This is a genomic window from Saccharospirillum alexandrii (genome assembly GCF_004000275.1).
Classification (GTDB): Bacteria; Pseudomonadota; Gammaproteobacteria; order Pseudomonadales; family Natronospirillaceae; genus Saccharospirillum; species Saccharospirillum alexandrii.
On record NZ_RCIP01000004.1, the window covers coordinates 273,246 to 293,849 of the forward strand.

General features: G+C 56.6%; 20 protein-coding genes. 6 read left to right on the forward strand and 14 right to left on the reverse strand.

From position 1 onward, the window contains the following. The first annotated feature begins 407 nt into the window (after positions 1-407). Entirely contained in the window at positions 408-935 is a 528-nt protein-coding gene (locus EP166_RS17155) for a type II secretion system protein (RefSeq protein WP_127559332.1), read from the forward strand. 47 nt (positions 936-982) lie between these two features. On the opposite strand, the gene EP166_RS17160 is transcribed toward EP166_RS17155, so the two are convergent. Next, positions 983-1,816, reverse strand: coding sequence for a substrate-binding periplasmic protein (locus EP166_RS17160; RefSeq protein ID WP_127559334.1), 834 nt, complete (start codon positions 1,814-1,816; stop codon positions 983-985). A gap of 197 nt (positions 1,817-2,013) precedes the next feature. On the opposite strand from EP166_RS17160, the gene EP166_RS17165 reads away from it, so the two are divergent. After that, positions 2,014-2,304: a YkgJ family cysteine cluster protein gene (locus tag EP166_RS17165; RefSeq protein ID WP_127559336.1), complete on the forward strand. Its 291-nt coding sequence runs from the start codon at positions 2,014-2,016 to the stop codon at positions 2,302-2,304. A gap of 42 nt (positions 2,305-2,346) precedes the next feature. Here the strand turns inward: EP166_RS17165 and EP166_RS17170 are convergent, their stop codons facing one another. From EP166_RS17170 to EP166_RS17205, 8 genes are all read right to left on the reverse strand, one after another. Then, positions 2,347-2,937, reverse strand: coding sequence for a GNAT family N-acetyltransferase (locus EP166_RS17170; RefSeq protein ID WP_127559338.1), 591 nt, complete (start codon positions 2,935-2,937; stop codon positions 2,347-2,349). Further along, positions 2,930-3,580 carry a DUF1523 family protein gene (locus EP166_RS17175; RefSeq protein ID WP_164743996.1) on the reverse strand — a complete coding sequence of 217 codons (651 nt, stop codon included), beginning with the start codon at positions 3,578-3,580 and terminating at the stop codon, positions 2,930-2,932. Before EP166_RS17175 ends, EP166_RS17170 begins: the two co-directional genes overlap by 8 nt. Before the next feature lie 4 nt (positions 3,581-3,584). Continuing rightward, positions 3,585-4,862, reverse strand: coding sequence for a DUF6638 family protein (locus EP166_RS17180; RefSeq protein WP_127559342.1), 1,278 nt, complete (start codon positions 4,860-4,862; stop codon positions 3,585-3,587). After that, the gene (locus EP166_RS17185; RefSeq protein ID WP_127559345.1) at positions 4,863-6,800 is read right to left on the reverse strand and encodes an AAA family ATPase; all 1,938 of its coding nucleotides are present in this window, start codon (positions 6,798-6,800) and stop codon (positions 4,863-4,865) included. Positions 6,801-6,809: 9 nt separating this feature from the next. After that, positions 6,810-7,919, reverse strand: a complete 1,110-nt coding sequence (locus EP166_RS17190; RefSeq protein ID WP_127559347.1) for a hypothetical protein — start codon at positions 7,917-7,919, stop codon at positions 6,810-6,812. A gap of 21 nt (positions 7,920-7,940) precedes the next feature. Further along, on the reverse strand, positions 7,941-9,023 hold the full coding sequence (locus EP166_RS17195) for a coiled-coil domain-containing protein (RefSeq protein WP_127559349.1): 1,083 nt from the start codon (positions 9,021-9,023) through the stop codon (positions 7,941-7,943). Positions 9,024-9,398: 375 nt separating this feature from the next. Beyond that, the gene (locus tag EP166_RS17200; protein WP_127559351.1) at positions 9,399-12,032 is read right to left on the reverse strand and encodes a polysaccharide deacetylase family protein; all 2,634 of its coding nucleotides are present in this window, start codon (positions 12,030-12,032) and stop codon (positions 9,399-9,401) included. A gap of 15 nt (positions 12,033-12,047) precedes the next feature. Beyond that, complete coding sequence (locus tag EP166_RS17205) at positions 12,048-12,590, reverse strand: 3D domain-containing protein (RefSeq protein ID WP_127559353.1); 543 nt, start codon at positions 12,588-12,590, stop codon at positions 12,048-12,050. Between the two features lie 165 nt (positions 12,591-12,755). Between EP166_RS17205 and EP166_RS17210 the strand changes: the two genes are divergently transcribed. Together EP166_RS17210 and EP166_RS17215 are read left to right on the forward strand one after the other, a co-directional pair. After that, entirely contained in the window at positions 12,756-13,721 is a 966-nt protein-coding gene (locus EP166_RS17210; protein WP_127559355.1) for a zinc-binding metallopeptidase family protein, read from the forward strand. A gap of 14 nt (positions 13,722-13,735) precedes the next feature. Further along, a complete protein-coding gene (locus EP166_RS17215) occupies positions 13,736-14,143 on the forward strand; it encodes a DUF1801 domain-containing protein (RefSeq protein ID WP_127559357.1) in 408 nt (135 codons plus the stop codon). A gap of 30 nt (positions 14,144-14,173) precedes the next feature. On the opposite strand, the gene EP166_RS17220 is transcribed toward EP166_RS17215, so the two are convergent. Next, positions 14,174-14,821, reverse strand: a complete 648-nt coding sequence (locus EP166_RS17220; RefSeq protein ID WP_127559359.1) for a glutathione S-transferase family protein — start codon at positions 14,819-14,821, stop codon at positions 14,174-14,176. Between the two features lie 135 nt (positions 14,822-14,956). Between EP166_RS17220 and EP166_RS17225 the strand changes: the two genes are divergently transcribed. Beyond that, positions 14,957-15,955 (forward strand): helix-turn-helix transcriptional regulator, encoded by a 999-nt coding sequence (locus tag EP166_RS17225; protein WP_127559361.1) that lies wholly within the window; start codon positions 14,957-14,959, stop codon positions 15,953-15,955. On the opposite strand, the gene EP166_RS17230 is transcribed toward EP166_RS17225, so the two are convergent. Then, positions 15,914-17,221, reverse strand: a complete 1,308-nt coding sequence (locus EP166_RS17230) for a hypothetical protein (protein WP_127559363.1) — start codon at positions 17,219-17,221, stop codon at positions 15,914-15,916. The genes EP166_RS17225 and EP166_RS17230 overlap by 42 nt on opposite strands. Positions 17,222-17,356: 135 nt before the next feature. Between EP166_RS17230 and EP166_RS17235 the strand changes: the two genes are divergently transcribed. Beyond that, the gene (locus EP166_RS17235) at positions 17,357-18,118 is read left to right on the forward strand and encodes an FkbM family methyltransferase (protein ID WP_164743997.1); all 762 of its coding nucleotides are present in this window, start codon (positions 17,357-17,359) and stop codon (positions 18,116-18,118) included. 24 nt (positions 18,119-18,142) lie between these two features. Here the strand turns inward: EP166_RS17235 and EP166_RS17240 are convergent, their stop codons facing one another. Genes EP166_RS17240 through EP166_RS17250 form a run of 3 tightly spaced genes read right to left on the reverse strand, consistent with a single transcriptional unit; the run spans position 18,143 to position 20,582 of the window. Continuing rightward, complete coding sequence (locus tag EP166_RS17240; RefSeq protein ID WP_246026335.1) at positions 18,143-18,898, reverse strand: aspartate/glutamate racemase family protein; 756 nt, start codon at positions 18,896-18,898, stop codon at positions 18,143-18,145. Then, positions 18,895-19,716: an ABC transporter permease gene (locus EP166_RS17245; RefSeq protein WP_127559367.1), complete on the reverse strand. Its 822-nt coding sequence runs from the start codon at positions 19,714-19,716 to the stop codon at positions 18,895-18,897. Before EP166_RS17245 ends, EP166_RS17240 begins: the two co-directional genes overlap by 4 nt. Before the next feature lie 2 nt (positions 19,717-19,718). Then, entirely contained in the window at positions 19,719-20,582 is an 864-nt protein-coding gene (locus tag EP166_RS17250) for an ABC transporter permease (protein WP_246026336.1), read from the reverse strand. Between the last annotated feature and the right edge of the window lie 22 nt (positions 20,583-20,604).

Below are 20,604 nucleotides of genomic sequence, written 5' to 3' on the forward strand. Positions count from 1 at the left end.
CCTTGTCCTGCCGCCAGGGGGTGCCATTGCAGGTTGGGTAGCTGCTGCAACTTGGCAGGCAACCGCGGCAGGGGAGCCGGTTCGGAGTAGCGGGTGGTGTCGCGTGGGGTTGTGACATGGGCTTATGCTCTGTTCGTTATTGTGGATGTTGATACGGGTCACCCCTGCTTTTGGACGACCTCACCCCTGGCCATATTGATACCCCGCGTGCGAGGGGTGTTATTGGGCAAGGCGTTCAGGTGACCTGCATCGGCATCTGTTGCCTTGCCATATCGCCGGTTCCGGTCACGCCCGGTGAGTCAGTCTGCTGCGGTGGCCTGACCGCAAGGGCCGGTTGGTCAATTGCCTGAACCACGGCTTTCTTGGATAATCGTCGCTCTGTAGTGCGTTATTGGATAGGTTGTCTCATGGATTCGAAGGTTGGCCACACACGCCTTTCTGGTGGCTTCACGCTGGTTGAGCTGGTTTTGGTAATAGTCATTCTAGGCGTGCTGGCAGCCGTTGCTCTCCCTCGCTTTGTGGCGCTTTCATCGGAAGCCCGTGTTGCGACCATCAATGCGGTCGCAGGCGCGATGAAGAGCACCGTTGGTATTGTCAGAAGCAAAGCTTATGTCAGCGGTCTCTCGCCTGCTGCCAGCAACCCAGGCGGCAGTAATCAGCTGGATTACGTGATAGAGACCGAAGTTGGGCGGTCGGAGGTAGACTGGCGTAACCTTTGCCCCGAAAGCCAGGCCGAGGTGGCCGACGCGCTCACCATGCTGGATTACATTTCTCTGCAAGCCAGCAGCAGCGGCAGTCTCAGGACGTTTGTTGATAACCGGTTTACCCGGGTAGGGTTTACCCTCCCGTCAGATCCCGGGCCGGGCTGTTACGTTGAATACGATTCGTTTGGCTTCCCCGACTGTACTGTCACCACCGTTACTGCCGGCTGTTGAGCGTCGGCTGATCAGGCCGGCACTGCCGCCCGATGTGAGAGCAGGCGCTACTCCGACACCTGAACTTCCCGGGTATGGGCATCCACAATGGCCTGGTACTTTTCGCTTTGAAGGAGGGTGGTGTGGACCTCATTGAAGCGGTCTACAAAGGTTTCATCGACCGAGGCTTTGGAAAAAATGATATACGCAGGGTCGGACGACAATTCGATGCCGGTGCTGACAATTCTGTCCCGAAACCCCAACTGGCTGATTTCCATTAAACCGGTCAGGTAGCTGGCCGCAACGGCGTCAATGCGATCGCGATCGAGCATTTGCCACAGCAGAGGGCGGTTTGGCACCAGCGTCAGCCTGCCTTCCAGGCTACCGTTTGCCAGTGCTTGCTGGTACTCGGGGCCATAATTCACGCCAATTTGTCCACCGAGTGTGATATCGCTATCGAGCAGGTCGGAAAACTGCTGCCAGGCAACCGCACCGGGGCTGTCTGCACGCACAAAGATGACGTTCGGTGAGGTGTCTCCCTGGTTGGCATAGTGGGCGTAGGCACGGCGTTCCGGGGTATCAAAGGCACCACTGACGATATCGACCCGTCCTGTTTGTAGCGCCGACAAGGCACGCGCCCAGGGCATATCAACAAACCGGACGTCGCAGCCCAGGTCGCTCAGCACGGTACGTACGATATCGGCGGATATGCCGCTGACACCGCCCGGTGCGTCAGCGGAGGCGTAGGTGTAGGGAGGGTCTTCGGTCCAGCGGAAGGTTTTCACACAGTCTTCAGCCAGCGCGGGCGACGCCAGCGCACTGCTTAGAATGACACAGCCGACCAGACACCGGCCGCAGTGGGATGCCGTGCTACTCAGCGTCATCAGCAGGTGTTTTATCATTCGGGTATCCTTGTTCGTAATAGCGTTCAACGTGTCATCGGGCTGCGTTGGCCTTATGAGTCTAGTCGCTCTTTTTTAAAGGTGGCGGCAAAGGTGACCGGGCAGGCTGTGCTATCCTTCCGGTCGATTCAGGCCATGTGCCTGGATACTGTGGATAACCCCGAAGCAGCACACTGCTGTTGAGTGATAATGCCCAAATGACCATACCCGTTGAAGACATCACCGATCCAACCGTCACTTGCTCAACCTGCCAGGCCTGCTGTTGCCGCCTGGAAGTGATGATTATTACCGATACCGGTGTTCCGGCCCGGCACATCGCCGTTGACGAGTGGGGTGGAGAAACCATGTTGCGTTTGGATGATGGCTGGTGTTCAGCGCTGAACCGTGAAACCTTCATGTGCACCATTTACGAGAACCGCCCGTTGATCTGCCGGGAGTTCGAAATGGGGTCTTACGAATGCCGGGTGGAGCGGGCCGCGGGCTTGTGAGCTGGTGTTGCTGGCACCGTGGTTGTTACTGCAGGGCGCGGGTTATAACGGCTTGTGGTAATAACTCAGCACTTTCTCCGTTTCCTCGGTCTGGTCAACATCCCGCCATGGAAACCGCGCCTTAACGCCGGGTAATGGCCGGTAGCCATAGCGTTGCCAGGTGCTTTCAAGCGAGCGATAACCTCTGGGCTTCAGTGGGTGGTTATCAGGCCGGTCGACAGCGCAGAAGACACTCAGGTTCAAACCCAGGCGACGTGCCTGGGCTTCGCGTTCGGTAAAGAAAAACCGGTAAAGGCCCTGGCCGCGGTAGTCTGCTAACAGCACCGATTCAGCGCAGTAGAACATTTGATTCACTTCGAAACCGGCTGCCTGCAAGGGCTGTTTGAACGCGGGTTCTTCATCGCGCATCGCCAAGCCCGTGGCAGCTCCGACGACCTGCTCGCCGTCGAGTGCCAGCACGCAAATGGCGCTGTCGCTTTCGACGTAGGTTTGCAGGTAGTGGCGTTCGTAGTCGAGCGAGCCCTCGTACAGGTAGGGAAAATCCCGAAACACCTCGATGCGCAGTCGGGCGACGTCGCCGAGCCAGGGTTCCAGTTCAGCACCATAGAGGGTTTGAGTGCGCAGTTTAGTCATGTGAAGGCCCTACCCAGCTTCGCCACTCCTTACGAATGGCGCCAAACAGTCGCCGAAATGGGCCGGCGGCTTCATGGGCCTGCTCAGCTAACCGGGCTTCTACCCGGCGCCGAAAGCCCCGGTACCAGCGCCAGAAAAAGAAACCTACTATCGTCAGGCCAGTAAAGAAAACAATGCGAACCCAGTTGATGGGCCGGTACCCTGGTTCCACCATTTTCATGTCGACCAGATTGGGAAACAGCGACAGCAACTGGATGCGCCAGCCGTAGTAAGTCACCTGTACAAAGGGCTTGTCACCGGAAGACAATATGCTTTGCGTTCTGGCCGTCATATCGGCGCTGTCGAACTTGAAATAGGGAGGCCAGTGCCAGCCCGTATCTTCATTGCGGTATACCCGAACCTTGTCTTCCGCCGTAATGGCGTTGATAAAGCGAATATCCCGGGTGTAGGTGGGGGCCACTCGTTCTACGTTGGCTCCTTCATGATCCAGGTAGCGCCCCTTGCGGGTGTCCATCCGTTTGACGTCGGTGCCGGTGAGCTGCACGACGGCTTCACTGGGCAGGTAGTAATCGAGAAAAGCCGCCAGGCCGATAACCACCAGCGTGCAAAAAATCCATTTGATGCTTGTCAGAAAGACCTTCATTGAATCATCTCCAGGGGCCGCTGTCGGGTCGTTGATCACCATATCGGGTGATGTATCGGCCTGCGTAGCTCTGCTTGGCCGGTGGCCAGTGCTCAAATTGTTGCCAGAATACAGCGCGGTTCCACCGGTACAGGTAGCGAAAGTGTTCGGCGCGGTAGTTGGCCAGCAAGTGGTGAATCAGAGGGGCCATGTCACCCCCTTTGGGTTCGACCAGATAGAAGAACGCGTCACCCGTTGCCAGTGAATCCAGATCGCTGCTGCCCTGTTCGAAATGCCGAATTGCTGACAGCAGGGTTTTGGCGATGTCTGGCAAGGTATCCCAGTACCGATGAATCAACTGAGTCTGGTCGCTAGCGGTCAGGGCGGAAAAGTCTCCATCCTGGTGGTCGCTGGCGTACTGGTCGAGCAGGAAGCCGCGCAGTATTTCCTGCAGTGATTCGAGGTTCGATATTGTTTGTACCAGCCGGCGATCGGTCAGGTACCGGTAGACCTGCTCGCTGTCCTGAATGCGGTGATGCTGAATCTGAGGGTTACCTCTGCCAAGGGGCTCCACCTGGGGGTCGACCGACAGAATCACAATTCGCCGGCCATGGTCGAACCGGTACAAGCCACCGAGATGACGCGTAAAATAGTGGCGGATCTGATAGGTCTCATCGATGGGTGCCACCGGGTGGCGGCGGATATCACCTGTTTTTTCAGCCAACTGTATAAGGTTGTTCAGGCGTGCGTCATCGAGCCAATGTTCAGGCTGTTGCATCAGTCCGTCGATGGTCTCATGTAGGCGACCCGCAGCGTCAAGCAAGCCATCGGGTGTCTTTAATGAGATGGACACCGTTCTCATGTCGAGCAGTTCGTCTACCGATTCCAGCCGATAAATGGAGTTCTGAATTTCTCCATAAACGGAGTCTCTTGCCATAAGGGTGAACAGTTGGCTGCGGTTCACCTCCATAAAGCTTTTCAGGACATCCGCCGTCCAGGAAAACATGGGGTCGTGCAGCGTTAAATTCTGTTGTTCGGGTATCAGCAGAATAAAACGCCGGTTAATGCCATGAGGGTTCAGGTAGTAAGGGTCCTGAAGTTCGTCTGCGATTTCAGGGGAGAACCCGGTCATGTCGATGTGAAAGCGCCTCAGCTCGGTTCTGCACCCGCACAGTTGCTCCATCGCCCGGTTGTACCGTTCCTTTAGGGTGTCGCTGCTGACCAGAAACCATTCGTTCTTGCAGAATGTCCAGTTGAACACAGGCTCGGACGGGAGTGGCTTTTGGGTGTCCATCGGCTGCATTTACTCGCCCTGCCGCAACCGGCGTTCCGCTTCCAACTGCCATTTGATCTGGCGCACACGCTCGGTGATCTCGGCTTCATCGGACGCACCGGCATAGCGGAACTCGCTGTCGGCATAGCGGTTGATTTCCTGAATCACCATCTCGGGGGTTATCGGCGTCATCAGTTCGCTGAGCATGGATAATTTAGTGTCGTAGTCGCGATGTAAGAACTGATCCGGGTGTTCCATCCAGTCGTCCGGCAGTTCGAAATCCATGGCTCTCAATTTTACCGCATCGGTAATATTCTTGATGGCCCGCCCGGTAAACCGTTCGTCGACTTCCTGAATCGCTTTTAGGTAGCCACCCAGAGACGCGATAGTCACGTGGCTGGCCGGGCCAGTAAGCATTCGATCGAAGACATCGGCCAGCGCGGGTGCGGTCGGGCGGTTGTGCGCTTCGAACGAGCGCTGTACGGCGCCTTGTATCGCCTGATTCGCGTACAGCTCATGATCACCCAGCGGAATATCATGGTTCTTGCCCAGCAGCAGATTCAGAATGTCGATGTAATCTTCGCGCGATTGGGGCCCGTCGATCAGGAAGCGGGCACCGGCCCGCTGGCGCAGCGCATCATCGACCTGTTCCGGGTAGTTGGAGAACATGCCAAAGGTGCAGTTACCGCGAACCACGGTGCTGGCACCGGCGAAGCTTTCCATCAGTACGGCGGTGATTTCCTGCTGCCCGGCCGACGACTGGCGGTCACCCCGCTTACCGGCCACCTGATCAATATCGTCGATGGTGCCGAAGCCAATGATGTTGGGGTCGGTGACGTTGCGGATAAACTGTTTCGCGTTCTGGCCGGATTTACCCTGAAAGCTGTCCACATTGTCGGTCGATAAGTTTTCATAGCGAAAGGTGTAGCCCGCAACCTCGCAATAGTCGTTCAACAGACCGGCGAGCATCTGAATCAGCGTCGTTTTGCCCGTGCCAGGCTTGCCGTCGCCCATAAAAGTAAAGATGAAGCCGCCTAAATCAACAAAGGGGTTCTTCTTTTGGGTGAAATCGTAGGCCATCAGCATCTTAGCCAGCTTCAGTGCCTGGTACTTGGCAATGTGGTTGCCGATAACCTCTTCCGGTTTCTTGAAACTCATGACCAACTGGGTGGCGCGGCCGCGCTGGGAGACTTCGAAACCATCGACGGTGAAGGTATCGGCCTCAACCCGGTAGGTTGCGGATAGAAAGGGCTCCAGTCCTGGCATGCCGTGACGACGAATGTGCAGCGCATCGATCAGGCGGGTTGCGTAGTCGCGTACCACCTTTACCAGGGCTTCATCGCTGTCTGCATGGTCATCAATAAAGCGGTCGAGTTCCCATAAGGCGCCATTCAGGGCATCGATGGGGTTGTCCAGTACGATCTCTTCCGGGTCGGGAAGCGTGATCGACAGGTTATCGGCCTCGGTCAGGTAGTCGCTGAGTACGTACTGCAGGTAGCTGGCAAAGGTGAACAGCCCGACCAAGCCGGAAGCGTTAAGCAGTTCGCCAAACTCCTTTCGTTGCAGATCGCCCAGGTGGCCCTGAGTGTTTTCCCGTTTAAGGCTGTTCAGCGGGGTCTGGTCCCCGAAGGTATCGATCAGGGTATTGGCAACCGCCAGGCCGCGACGCAGCACCCGAATAATATGGCTTTGCACTTCAGTGGGTAAGGGGTCGTCCGGAGTGACGCTGGCAATGGTGTTGGCCAATCCGGCCTGAGAAGACGCCGCCGATTGCGTAACGGGTGACATGCCCGGAATGGTGTTGCGAAAGCGCCGCCGAGAGAAGCCACCACGGCTGGTCTGGGGTTCGTCGTCTGCCGACGCAAACTGCGGCCGATGGCTGAGGGCGCTCAGCGTATGAAACGCCGCTTCATAGTGACCACGAATATCTTCTTCCTTCAATTGCATGGCTTGTTGGGGTTGCGTCATCGTTCTTCCCTATTGAATTCGGTGCAGCAGTGAGCCTTCCGGTCCCACCACGTATTTGGTCATGGCATTCAGGCGTTCGTCGTTCATTGAACGCATGCTTTGGTATGGCCCTATGGGCATGATCATGTAGCGATCGATTGCAGAGGCACCGGCGGAGACCAGGTCGGGCCGGTAGGCATCGATGTGGTAGGTTTCTCGCCGACCGCTGCGAAACAGTCCGCGCGATACCTGGCGGCTGTCTTTTGAAACCAGAGTTTCCACCGTCCATTCAAATACCCAGTCCTGACCCGGGCGGCCCGCTTGCTCGGCCAGAACCTGGTGGATGGCATCGGAATGGCTGGTGAATTCGTGCAGGTACAGGGGGCCTGCATGAATACGCCGAAGCGTGAGGGGGTGGATATCGGGAAAGTCTTCGTCCAGACCGTGCGCAATGGTCAGCAAGGTCAGGGACGACAAAGACTGGTTCAGCAATGCCTCCCGGTAGGCGTGCCAGCGCTTCTCATCTTCGTGGAGCGGGACAGCGCCGCTTTCCTCGATCAGGCTGAAATAGAGGTTGGGCAGGTTTCGCTCGGAGTCGAATACCGCCCAGTGCAGCAGATATCGTCTGGGAACCGTTTGGGTTTTCGACACCAGGGTTAATTGCGGCGTATTGCGTGGCAGAAAGCAGGGCTTCAGTGTGAGCGCCTCGCGGTACAACCGCTGAGACAGCCGGAACTGCAGCTCGCGCGGTAGTGAACGCTGATTCAGGCAATGATCCAGAATCTTTTCTTCCAGTTCCGCAACGGTATCGCTGTTTGCCAGGCTTGCCTGGGCTACGTCAAAGTCGCCCGCCAATTCCAGCCATTGCTGGCTGACGGGCAAGCCATTGTACACACTGAATTCCGAGGGCCAGTAATGCTCGGGTACGCGCCCTGTCATCGCATTGCGCAACCTGAAGCATTCCAGACTATGGGCCAACTGACGCAGATACGACTGTACGATGCCAGTGGCATTGTGAGCCCCCGGTGCACCGGGAGCCTCAGTGGCCATCAGTTCGATCAGGGCCTGGGTAACAGCACCCACCGTGGCGAAATAGTGCCGGGCCAGGCGGGGTTCAAACCCCTGTGCACTCGCTTGCATGAATCAATCCCTTGCAATGGATCAGTCTGCGCTGGCCGTGTAGTTGGCACGATCGTGCCGTTCCATAACCGCTGCAAACCGACGCGCAAAGCGCTCGTCCGCTTTTGCTTTCTGTTCCTGCACCATCTGACTAAAGGCCATGTTGCCTTCGTGGGCTTCGAGCATTTCAGCAATGCGCTGGTTGGTGGCAGCTCCAATATGAGCCATGGTGGTTTGTGCCTCGTTATCGACGGCCGAGCCGATATCGTTGATGCGGTGGGCCACATCCTGTTGCTGGGCTGTTTTAAGGGATTTGTTCAGCGCATCGTAGAGCAATACGCGCTGCTCGGTATCCGTTTGCAGCTTGTCGACCAGTACCATTTGTGTGGCCACCTGGTTCTGCAGGGAATCGACAAAGGTCTGGCCCATCTTGATGTACTTTTCCAGGGTTTGGCTCAGCGCCAGTTTCACCTGTTCTTGTTGCACCAGTTCGTTGTGGGTCTCGTTGATGTTCTGTAACTCGCTTTCCAGCTCCGTTCGCTTGGCGGCATCGGCTTCCATGGAAATCTTGTTTTCCAGACGGATGATTTCCGGGTCCATCTGTTGCAGCTGGTTCCTGATCTGTTCCAGCTCGGAAACCACATCGCCCCGTTGCGCCAGAACCACGCTCAGGTTGTCGGAGACTTTCACCTGCTGGGTTTCCAGCTCTTTCAATTGTTCCTGCAGCAAACCGATAATGACGTTGGATTTGCCAATCAGGTCTGCCAGCTTGCTGTCGATGTTGGTATTGCGAATACGACTGGCACGCATGGATTCAGACTTGTGGGAAGACAGAAAGCCAATCAGCTTTTCGCCCATGGTTTTTGAACGCATGGTATCGAACTGTTTACCAAAGCCGGCGGTGACTTCATCCAGTTCGACAATAAGCTCGGCGATATTGCCGTTCATGGCTTCCTGTTGCAGCTGAACATCTTCCAGCTCCGCATTTTCGATATCAAGGCCTACCCCCAGTTCACCGACTTTACTCTCACCCGATTGCAGCACAGAGGTGACTTTTTTCTGCCGTTGGCGGTTTTGTTCGATCTGAGACTTGACCGTCTCCATGGCACTATCGATATTACTCATAGCGTTCTCCTTTTTGAGTCCGTTTCGCAGGGGTTAGGCAAGGGAAAGCGAGGCGTTGGCCAGCCTTCTAAAAGCGCAATTAGGGTGTGGTGTAAACGAGGTGTGTCGATACAGCTGATATCCTTATTCGCTGGGAACGTGGTCGACTGTTCCCAGACAGAGTTCCGGCAGATTGTCCAATCCATGAACGCAAGCGTGTGAAAGCCCGACCATCATGTCGGGATAGGGGCAGAAGATAAGGGAAAAACTCACTTCATGGGAACAGGGAACCGATGCCAATGCCATGTTTTGTGACGGACTTCTCCTTTAGTGCTTTCTGACCGCCAGGTAAGATCAGACACGAGGGGTCATCACGACCCCAGGCGTCCGTTTCTGTCAAGAATTCAGCGCTTCTATGACCCGATCTTTGACGGGGCTGTCCGGATACAACTCGAGATAGTACTCATAGTAGGGAGCAGCCTCTGAGTCTCTGTCCAACTGCGCCAGGGTGTCGGCGATGTTCAGATACACCGGAATCCGGTCGGCATCCAGTTCGATGGTTTTCTCCAGCCAGTACAGGGCTTCGTCATATTGTTCGGCGCGATAAAGAATGAACCCGTAGTCGTTGACCAAACCCGGGTTGGTGGGGTTATAGGCCAGGGCGGACTTTAATGCGGCAAGGGCGTTCTCGTAGTCTTTGTCCCGATACAGGGCGAGGCCTCTGGCGTGGAATTCATTGGCCTTCAGTTTGCGCTCGGTCAGTGAAAGTTGACTGACCGCGTCATCGAGCACTTGCTCGGCTCCGCTGGGCTCGGTACTGGTCAGGTCCGCCAGTCGCTGTTTTAGCGTGGTGTTTTCTTTTTGCAGTTCCAGCAATTGAGCCCGTAAACGCTCCTCTTCGGAGAGCGACGCATCGGAAAGATTAACCGGGGCCAGTTCGAACAAAAATTCACCGCCTTCGTTGCCTACCAGGTTGCCAAAAGCCGGTGTCTGGTTGGAATTTTCTGCGACAGCGGGTGAGACGTAAGCACCCAGTTCGGAAGCTGTGATGATGTTGTTGTTATCGAGGTCGGCTTCTCCATCCAAACCACGTAATAACGTCCAGGTGAAGATGGAGTGGCCTTCCGGGCCACCATCCGCGACTTCCTGATCCGCGCCGCCAGCGGTGAGGATCTGCCGGGCCTGGCGCGAGGCGATCTCATCCAGGTAGTTCGAACGCACCTGTCGGCCGCCGCTGCGGGTTAGCGCGATGCCGCTGTAACAGGAATCCATGATGAAATAGACATGCTTGGCCGGAATCATGTCCGAGAAGTCTTGCAGGTGCGTCATCGAGATAGACCGGCTGTGGTAGCGGTCCAGTTCGGCGTCGTGAGGAATGATATAGCCCAGATTGCGCCCGGATGGCAGTACTCTGGTCATGCCATGGCCAGCGTAAAACACGAAAACGCGGTCATTGGGTTTCACGCGGTTCGGGTCGGAGAGAATGTTGGCCAGATGCTCTGTGATGTTCTCGCGATTGGCCTCTTCGTCGTACAGGGTGAAGACATTGTCTTCCTTGAATCCGAATGTGTTGACGAGGGTGTGTTCAATGCTCTGGGCATCGTTCACGGCATAGTTGAGCCTGGGCCAGTACTGGTAGTCGTTTACACCGATCACCAGTGCCCAGCTTTCCCGGTACAATTGGCTTTCCACCGAGGTGGACTCTGTCTGTTCGCTGGCGGTTGCTACGGGTTCGTCATCAAACGAGCCGCCATCGAGTGTTACCACGCTATACCCAGCGTTGTTCAGCTCTTCCAGTAGCAGCGGCAAAGCCTGGACGGTCTGGCGATGGATGTCATGAAACAGCAGGATGCCACCCTGTTGCTCTTCGAGATCCGCCATCACCCGGTCGACGATCGACTGTGGAATAGGGTCGGCCCAGTCTTTTGAATCCAGATTCCACATGATGGTCTGCATACCGGCTTCTTGTGAGAGTTGCACCAGCTGTTCATTTTTGGCGCCGTAGGGCGGTCGGAAATACTGAGCATCCCGACCGGAAACCGCATTGAGCAGGCGATTGGTATTGCCCAGCTCGATGGCTTGTTCGTCTTCGCTGAGGTTGGTCAGAACCGAATGTGAGAAGCTGTGATTGGCCAGCACATGCCCTTCACTGAGGGCGCGCTGTAACTGATCGGATTTGCCAGTCAAGGTGACGGACTCCCCGTTAATGGCTCCAATATTCTGACCAACGGCGAAAAAGTATCCTTTAACGTCATGTTCTTTCAGTACGTCCAGAATGGCGCCGGTATTGCGGTGGTGTGGGCCGTCGTCGAAGGTCAGTACCACGGTCTTCTCAGGGATGTCATACCCCCATACCAAACTGGACCCCTGGGTGTTCTCGGCTCCACGGACCGCCGGTTCGTTAAGGGCGGGTTGGGTTTGGTTAAACTCTCGGTAGATCTCGTTGCGGTCGTAGCGGTTGTTCAGAAAATCGAGGTAGTCCTGCCAGGGCTCGAGCTCTAGGCCACGTGTGCCGAGGGCATTGTAGAGTTCACGTATGTCTTCCTCGTAGGTGTCCTGTATGACCAGCATCTGTTGTTCCAGTTGCCGCAATTGGCTCAGCTCAGTCTGGTTCAGGTAAGGCTGCTCGGTGTGTTGGCTAAGCAGGTTATCGACGAGATCGATGAAGGTGAGGGCATCGGCCGCACGCACGGCATCGCTGTACAGGTAATCGAACAAGTCTCTGATGTGTTGGGCGCGCTGCGTGGCTGGCATCTCACTCAGGTTCGCTTCGATCTCCTCTAGCGCATGCTGTTTCTCGTAATAGAAATTGCGGGCAATAAAGGTATCTCGCTGCCGGGAGACGGCATTGTCGGATTCGCCGGAGATAAGAAAGAGGATCTTCCGGTTCAGCTCAACGAGTTGGGAGAGGTCCTCAACCCCGTCGGCCTGGGCCGTGGCACCCATGCCAATTAAGGTCATCAACAAGCCAGATAACAGTGAAGTAAGCGCCCGTCGAAACGTCAGCCGATGGCTATACGAGTGGGTCATGAATAATCCTTTAAGTCAGGTTGGATAAACGCATACCGTCCTTTGTCCGGTAATTTGCCAGGTCAGGTGTTTGGCGGCCTCGCCCTCGCCAGTATACACGTCGATGTGATTCCGTTTCACCAGAGCGCCGACATCGCGGGCAACAAATTGATGTTCTGGCAACGAAGATTCCATGTTCTCGATGACCACTCTTGACCCGGTGGTGACTACCATCGGATCCGTCGCTACCGTGCCGATGTTGAGCGTCTGGCCCAGCGCATCCAGCGGTTGAGCGCTGCGATGCCACTGATTGCCGTAGTACCCGAGGTACCAGCCAAAGCGAGTTTTACCCCAGCCTTCCACTTTGACGGCTGCGAGAAACGCTTCGCTGAAGACTTGGTCGCCCTGATCATTAATAGAAATGGTTGTGTCGGCTGCACCGGCGTAATCTGTTTCAACTGGGGTGTAATAACCCGTCACATACCAATTTGGCTGACACCGTTGTGGTAGATGGGCGCATGCCTGAGTGCTCAGTAACAGAGCTAAAGCAACCATTATTTTTAATACAGAGGCATTCACAATATGTATTTACCCGTAACGTCGTTCAAATTTCCCAAGGCCATGAATACGTATTAAATAAAGCCAACTTTGGATGCAATTGTCGGTTTTTAGTGTCATGGCGGTTGTAGTGGAGTGGCTCTTACCCCCAATATGATGATACATGCTCTATTGTAAGGGTCCATTATGCGAGTCTTCGCGAACCCGGTCGGTGCCGGAACACTCTGGTTCGACAACCTGACCACCGCCGAAGGCACCCCCGTTGCCTATGACCCACAAGCACGTGCTTTTTTGCCGACCCCGCCGTTTTGTGCGAACCGGGAGAAAATCGGCTGTAACTGGATAGCCCCGAAACAGGGAGCGTTTTGTCGATCCTGCGCCATGACCGCGCTGGCACCCGATCCGACGCTCCCCAATGCCATTCCCAACTGGGCGCAAACCGAGGCGGCCAAGCGCTGGGCGTTGGATAACCTGGGCCGCTGGCACTGGTTCCGCCCGGAAGATCCGGGTGCGCCGCCGGTGTTTCACTTACTCGCGGAAGGGCCAACGCCGGTGCCGATGGGCCATGCGGAAGGCGTGGTAACCATCAGTGTCGCTGAGGTCGACCCCATACTGGTCACCTCCCGCCGTGAAGCCTTGCAGGAGCCGTATCGAACCATGATCGGCCACATGCGCCACGAGATCGCTCATATGCTCTGGTGGCGCCTGAGCCTGCGGGAAGATTTTCTGGATGCGTTTCGCGCCATGTTCGGCGATGAACGCATCGACTACCAGGCAGCGTTGCAATACCACTATGAAAATGGCCCGCCGGCCGAGTGGCGGCAACATTACCTGACCAGCTATGCGTCATCCCACCCGCATGAAGATTTCGCGGAAACCGCGTCACATCTGTTGCACCTGACCGACATCGCCGACAGCTTTGTGGCGACCGGCCTGTCGTCGCCACAGATACCGGATTCGGGCTGGGACCCTTATTCGGAACCCGACGCAGAGCGGCTGATTCGCGTCGCAGCGTCGCTTACCGTGGGCGTGAACCATATTAACCGGTCCATGGGGCTGTCGGATCTGTATCCCTTCGTGCTCTCGGAGCACGCGCGTTATAAACTGGCGTTTGTGCACGATTGGCTGCGGCGGGGAGCGCTGGGGCTCTGAGGGGGAAAGAGACCGTGAATCCAGACATCAAAGCCAAATTTGACAGCTACCCAAGCCCGGCCAGGCAGCAGCTTGAACGTGTGCGTGATCTCATTCTGGCACAGGCAGCCGAGCACGAGCTGGGTGAGGTTGCAGAATCCCTAAAGTGGGGTGAAGCAAGCTTTCAGGTAAAGGGCGGCACCCCGATTCGAATGGACTGGAAGCCTGAAGACCCAGACGTGATCAAACTGTTCTTTCACTGCCAGACCCGCATGATCGAAACGCTCAGAGAGCGGTATCGGGGGGAGTTCCGCTTTGAAGGTAAACGGGCAGTTGTGATACCCGTCGGTGCAGATATCAGACAACTGCCGTTAGCGCATTGCATCGAGGTTGCTTTGAAGTATCACAGCCTCAAGCATCTGCCATTGCTCGGCGTTTGCTGAGCCAGTCACTCTGTAAATTGAACGCCCGCGTCAGGCTGTTTCTGTTTGCGCGGCAGCCTGTTCGTCCGCCAGTTTCTGGTCCTGCTGTTCGATCTTGATATAGGCCGGGCGCGATATAATGCTGTCTATATAGGCATCAACCACCGGATTGGTGTCTACCATGCCGAACTGACGGCACCATTTCAGCGTCATCCCCCAGAAAAAGTCGACAGCGTAGGGTTTATCACCCAGCAAGTAAGGGGCTTTGGCAATCTGATCGAACAGGGTGCTTTGCATCTGATCGAAGCTTCGATACGGCATGATGGACGGATCACCCGGTTCGCGTTTTAGGGCACGGTCGACAACGGCGGGTTCAAAACTGCTGCCCTGATACGCCATCCAGCGCAGATAGGCACCGCGTTTCGGGTCATTCAGGCCGGGGGCCAGACCCTTTTCAGGAAACAGGTCAGCCAGGTAGAGGTAGCAGGCAACCTGCTCGGTAATCACCATGCCGTTATGAACCAGCGTCGGGAACTTGCCCAGCGGGTTGATGGCCAGAAACTCCGGCTCGTGGTTCTCGCCTTTCTTTAGGTTCAGAATTTTCATCTCGTAGGGAACGCCCAGCTCTTCCAGCAGGTACCAGATGCCGGTGCCGCGTGTTTGGGGCGCATGGTATAGAAGGATAGTGTCTTTGCTCATGGTCGGTCTCCTTGGGTGGTCTTGGGTGTCAGTGGTACTGCCCGAGTCATGGTAGTGACTAAACCTGACACCTTGTGTCAGGTATAAACGCTATACTGAAAAAAGTTTCCGACACTGCCCGAGAGAACTTACGCCATGAGAGCTGGCCGGCTATTGAAGCTGCTGATGACATTGCAAACCCACGACAAAGTGACCGCAACGGAGCTGGCGCAGGTCTGTGAGACTTCGGTGCGTACCGTTTACCGGGATATCGATGCGCTTAGTGAAATGGGGGTGCCGGTGTACAGCGAGCAGGGGGTTCAGGGTGGTTACCGGTTACTGAACGGCTACCGCACACGCCTGAATGGCCTCTCGACCGAAGAGGCGGAAACGCTTTTTCTGGCCGGCTTGACAGGCCCGGCCCAGAAGATGGGCCTGCAGTCGACCCTGGCTGATGCCCAACTGAAACTGATGACGGCGCTGCCCGAGGGCATGAGACGGGAAGCAAGCCGACTGCAAAGCCGCTTTTTGCTGGATGCACCCAACTGGTTTTCTGATGATGAAAAAGCCGAGCACTTGCCGCAGCTGATGACCGCAGTGCTTGAGCAGCGGCTGGTAAGCATGTCGTACCAGAGCTGGAAGGGCGTGCGTCAGCGTGAGGCTCAGCCGCTGGGCGTCGTGTTAAAGGGTGGGCAGTGGTATCTGGTGGCACAGGTGGGGGCGGACATCCGTACCTATCGTGTCTCCCGAATCGAATCACTGGAGCTGACGGACGCGGTGTTTGAACGACCGGCCAACTTCAATTTGACTGAATTCTGGCAAGCCAGCCTGCGACGAATGGAGGCCCTGCAGTTTCCCGTGATGGCTGACATTCGGTTGTCGGCCACCGGGGTGAAAATCATGGACTTTCTCTGCACCAGCTATGTGATCGACCATACGACGGTCGAACCGGCCGGTGCGACAGGCTGGCATCGAGCTACCATGCCCGTGGGCAACCCGTCTCATGGCTGTGGCGAGTTGTTGCGGTTTGGTGCTGAGCTGGAGGTCATTGGCCCGCCGCAACTGCGCCTGGCGATGGAAGAGCTGGTCTCGCACCTGGCCCAACGCTACCGTTCATCCGGGTTTGCTGCCGGGGGCGAGCCGCTTGCTGAGTAATTCAATGACCGTCACGCCGGCAAAGCCGGTGAGAGCGCCGGTCAGAAAAGCACCCGCTTCGGTACTGACGACCGCGACCGGTAAGCCTAGGTAGCCCACACCCAGCACGCCCGCCACGTAGGCGATGATTGCGACCGCCAACCCTTCGGCGATGCGAGCGAGCCCGGTGCCGCCTGAGGCGTTTCGGCTAAACCGTCTGGAAAACCCGCCCACGGCGCCACCGATCAATGCGGCCAGCACCGGCGTGGTGGGAAACCGTTGCGGTATGGTAATGCTGTCTGAATGGGCGCCTGCGGTTACCCGAACCGTCACGTCTTCAAGCCCGCTTGAGCGGAGCATGAACCCGGTATCGCCGTCCCGAAAAGTGAGCTCCGAAGGCTCGGGAATCGCGCCACCGGCGGTCACTTCAACCGTTGCTCTCAGGTTGTTCAGGACATTGGCTTCGGTGCCATCGGGCTGCAAGCGGACGACTCGTACCAGGGTTTCACCCAGGCCCAACCCCACCATGGAATCATTCACCGGACGCAGGGCGATTCTCGGCATGGCTTCTATCGGGTAGTCGATGTCGGTAATCGCCGAGCGCAGCTCCAGCACCGGTTGCTCAGTGGTAGGCAGGAACAGAAACTCAAGATGCTTTTCGTTGGCGATGCCGGTCTGCTCCAGAGTGACGGCTTCAAAGGGATCGGCATTCAGGCCGCGAAAGCCGAATTGCACGGTAACCGGTTGTTGCAGGGTGGCGCCCGCAGGCAGATTGTCGCCGCGTAATCCCAGCGACAGGCGCATCCGGTATCGACCCAGGGTGTTGTCCCATACCGCGGGTACCGGGCTGGCTTCCAGCGTGGGCTGAAACCAGCCTTCAGATTCGGCTGAATCGGCGTCGTTGAAACGGGTAACGGCCACGCCACCGGGCAAGTCTATGGGTTCGCTGGAAAGGCGAACCGTGACCGTACCCGCTGGCCGCACAATCAACTGGGATACGGAGCGGGTAGTAGTCAGAGTGGGCAATGTCGGCTGCGCGTATCGCTCGGGAGACTGGGTGTCGCGACTAATCGTGCGTCCCTGGAAGTCGGTAATCTCTACCTGGCGGCCGCCGAAATCGCGTCGTTCAAGTAATTGCTGAAGCTGGGTGGAGACGGCTGGGGCACTGAGGGTCAAAGCCTGACTACTGAGCTCCCGGGTTTCCTCTGCAAGCACGGTTACTGACAGCGTTGCGGCCGTGATGGCCCAGCCAATACCCCGCACCAAACACCAAGTAGTCATCTGCACGATACGCCCTCCCTGTAAGCGACTGAGGGCAGTATAGCCGGGCTTTTCGATGCTGCCTGTTAACAACACCGGGCGAGGGTCACTAAACGGTAACAACAACGCCATAGGGTGATGCAAACGCCTGCGGAGACCGTCATGACTGACCTATTGAGCGAAAACGCACATTCCCGTCATCATCACCCCCGTCCCCCCAGCGTTCGCCGCTCATCGTTGAAACGACCGGCCGGTTATGTGAGATCGGAATACGGCATTCTGTTGCGCAAGAACTGGCTGGATGCGACGTTTCATTTTTGCTCGACAGGGGCTTACGATCATTTCCTGGCCGACTTTTTACGGCAACAGCAGCGGCCATTTGCATTGCTGGATATTGGCGCGAACCAGGGGTTGTATTCGATCCTGGCTGGCTTGAATCCGAACTGCCAGCAGGTGCTGGCCTTCGAACCGGTCTCAAGCACCTTCTCGCTGCTGACGGCGAACATTGCCATCAACGGCGTTGATGATGTCGTTAAGCCCGTGAAAGCGGCTGTGTCGTTGTCGACCGGTAAGGCTACCATTGCAAAGAAACCCGGCCACAGTGGTGCCGCGTCATTGCGTACATTACCGGGCTGGTTTCGACTGACCGAAACCATCGCCACACTGGGGCCTGAGGCGCTGCGGGAATTGCTGCCCACTCATGTTGACCTGATCATTAAAGTGGATGTGGAGGGGCATGAACACACGGTGTTCAAGGCCTTGAGTCAGGCAGGCATTCTGGCGCATGCGGCCGCTGTGTTTTACGAAGTGAATCCGGAGTGGAGCCAGGAATCGGCGCTGAAAACTCTGCTGCAGGCGCATGGGTTTACCGGCTTCACTCGCACGTCGTCGCGGCGGTGTCACGATGTGTTGGCCACTCGCTAGCATCACTCGCCGTCCAGCATCGGGTCAGGTGTTGTCCGTCCGGTCACCGTTGGATCGCTGGGTGAGCGGCAGGTGGTAATCCGTTTTTACTTCCGGGTACCGGTAACTCAATACTTTGCTGGTTTTTAAGCCCAGATTCACCATCGCATCGGCGAAACTTACGGCGATGCGCACGCCGTCGAGAACCGGAACGCCCAAATCCGATTCCAGTCGTTTAACCCATTGACCCATGCCGGCACACCCGAGTACCAGAGCCTCGCCACGCATCTTGTCGAGCACGGTACGAGCGGCGTTGAGCACGCGTTGGTAGCTGTCGGGATCATGCTCCAACGCGAGCACTGGTATGTTGGACGCAAAAATACCGGCACAGCGGGAAGCAACCCCATAGTGGTTGAGGTTTCGTGTCAGGATCGGTACGGATCGCTCGAGCGTGGTCATGACGCAGAATGACTGGCACAGTAACGTGGCGGAATGCATGGCCATTTCGCCAATGCCGAGCACGGGAGCCGAAGTAAGCTCGCGCGCGCCATCAAGGCCGGTATCGTCGAAGCAGGCGATCACATAGGCGGCCGGTGGTGTCGGCAGCGCTTCCAGCTGACGCACCTTATTTGACACCCAGTACGCAGCAGCCACCCCGTCGCTGTACCCTTCGATACTGAGTGGCGCTTCTTCGCAGCGATGAAACGTCAATGGATGGTGCAACCCAGTCAGCGCATTGCACTCGCGTTCCAGTTGCCCGGTCATGGGTACCGAGGCATTGGGGTTGATGATGGCGATCACGCCTCACTCTCCCTAACCGATTTGCGACGGAACACCCGCAGGGCAAGTAACGTCAACGCGATGACCGACAGGGAAATCGCCGTCGTAAGCGTACCCAGTGCATACAGAACCGGACTGGTGACGTTTGTCGTCATCGCGAACAATTCCAGTGGCAGAGTATTGAAACTGCCCGAGGTCATCAGCGTGCGTGCGAATTCGTCATAGCTGAGCGTGAACCCGAACAGGCCGATGCCCATCAGGCTGGGTGCCAGCAAAGGCAGCAGTATGTAGCGAAAGGTTTGCCAGTGAGAAGCACCCAGGTCGACCGAGGCCATTTCATAACTCGGATTGAAGCGATTGAACACCGCGAACATGATCAGCAAGCCGAAGGGCAGGGTCCAGGTCAGGTGGGAGCCGAAGCCGGAACTGTACCAGGTCGACTCCAGGTTCAGTCGGTCGAACATCAACCCGATGCCGAGGCTGATCAGGATGGAGGGGATAATCAGACTGGTCAGCGTGAGATAGAATATGACCGACTGGCCTTTGAAGCGTTTCCGAAAGGCGAGGCCCGCGAGCAGTGAAAACACCACAGTGCAGATCATGACAGCCAGGCCAAGCAGTAATGAGCGGCGCAACGACGTCCCGAAATTACCCACGGCCTGAGCTTCGAACAGTTGCCCGAACCAGTGAAAAGAAGCGCCACGCATCGGAAAGGTGAGGCCGCCGCCAGGGCCCTGAAACGAGAGCAGAGCGATGGTGATTGTCGGGCCATATAAAAACAGTACGAACAGGGCAAAAAAGGCGGCCAGGGGGTAAAAGCTGCCAGGACGTTTATTCATGGTTACAGCTCCTTGCGAATGTCGACCAGCCGGAACAGGATCACCAGCATGATCATCACGGTGGCGAGCAAGACAATGGCACTCGCGGCAGCGGCGGGGTATTGCAACAGGGAGATTTCGTTGTAGATCATCATGCCGACGTTGGCCTTGATGCCACCGCCCATGATCTTGACCGTGACAAAATCACCCATGACCAGGGTGAACACGAAAATGCTGCCGACAATAATGCCGGAGCGGGACAACGGCACAATGATGTCCCGGATGATCTGAAAACCGGAGGCACCGGCATCCACGGCGGCTTCAACCAGGTTGCGATCAATGCGCATCATGCTGTTGAAGATAGGAACGACCATAAACAGCGTGTAGAGGTGCACATACGCCAGCACGACGGCGAAATCACTGTAGAGCAGAAAGCTCAACGGCTGCTCGGTCAGTCCGCTTGCCTGAAGCGTGGAGTTAACCAGACCGTTACGACCCAGCAGCGGTATCCAGGAAATCATGCGGATGATGTTCGAGGTAAAAAACGGCACGGTGCAGATGACAAAGCACAGTGTCTGTGTTCGGGTTGAACGCAGGTGAAAGGCCAGAAAATAGGCGACGGTAAAGCCGATCGACAGGGTGAAAAACCAGGTCAGGGCGGCGTATTTGAAGGTGTTCAGGTACGCCTGCAAGGTAACCGGCGAACTCAGCAGGTACTGGTAATTGTCGAGCATGAAATCCGGTATCAGTGAGTAGGAATTGTAATCCCAGAAACTGACAATCCCGATCACGGCGATGGGAAACACCAGAAAAGCCAGCAACACCAGCGTTAACGGCAGCGCTTGCCAGTAGCTGTGTAGGTTGTGTGCCATAGACATGCGCGCCATGGAAACTCCTTGAACGGCCGGT

Coding starts and splice junctions, on each gene's coding strand:
- EP166_RS17195 (WP_127559349.1), bottom strand. CDS start 9,023: ATGAGTAATATCGATAGTGCCATGGAGACGGTCAAGTCTCAGATCGAA.
- EP166_RS17235 (WP_164743997.1), top strand. CDS start 17,357: ATGACTGACCTATTGAGCGAAAACGCACATTCCCGTCATCATCACCCC.
- EP166_RS17210 (WP_127559355.1), top strand. CDS start 12,756: ATGCGAGTCTTCGCGAACCCGGTCGGTGCCGGAACACTCTGGTTCGAC.
- EP166_RS17200 (WP_127559351.1), bottom strand. CDS start 12,032: ATGACCCACTCGTATAGCCATCGGCTGACGTTTCGACGGGCGCTTACT.
- EP166_RS17180 (WP_127559342.1), bottom strand. CDS start 4,862: ATGCAGCCGATGGACACCCAAAAGCCACTCCCGTCCGAGCCTGTGTTC.
- EP166_RS17185 (WP_127559345.1), bottom strand. CDS start 6,800: ATGACGCAACCCCAACAAGCCATGCAATTGAAGGAAGAAGATATTCGT.
- EP166_RS17155 (WP_127559332.1), top strand. CDS start 408: ATGGATTCGAAGGTTGGCCACACACGCCTTTCTGGTGGCTTCACGCTG.
- EP166_RS17170 (WP_127559338.1), bottom strand. CDS start 2,937: ATGACTAAACTGCGCACTCAAACCCTCTATGGTGCTGAACTGGAACCC.
- EP166_RS17175 (WP_164743996.1), bottom strand. CDS start 3,580: ATGAAGGTCTTTCTGACAAGCATCAAATGGATTTTTTGCACGCTGGTG.
- EP166_RS17225 (WP_127559361.1), top strand. CDS start 14,957: ATGAGAGCTGGCCGGCTATTGAAGCTGCTGATGACATTGCAAACCCAC.
- EP166_RS17250 (WP_246026336.1), bottom strand. CDS start 20,582: ATGGCGCGCATGTCTATGGCACACAACCTACACAGCTACTGGCAAGCG.
- EP166_RS17160 (WP_127559334.1), bottom strand. CDS start 1,816: ATGATAAAACACCTGCTGATGACGCTGAGTAGCACGGCATCCCACTGC.
- EP166_RS17245 (WP_127559367.1), bottom strand. CDS start 19,716: ATGAATAAACGTCCTGGCAGCTTTTACCCCCTGGCCGCCTTTTTTGCC.
- EP166_RS17190 (WP_127559347.1), bottom strand. CDS start 7,919: ATGCAAGCGAGTGCACAGGGGTTTGAACCCCGCCTGGCCCGGCACTAT.
- EP166_RS17165 (WP_127559336.1), top strand. CDS start 2,014: ATGACCATACCCGTTGAAGACATCACCGATCCAACCGTCACTTGCTCA.
- EP166_RS17220 (WP_127559359.1), bottom strand. CDS start 14,821: ATGAGCAAAGACACTATCCTTCTATACCATGCGCCCCAAACACGCGGC.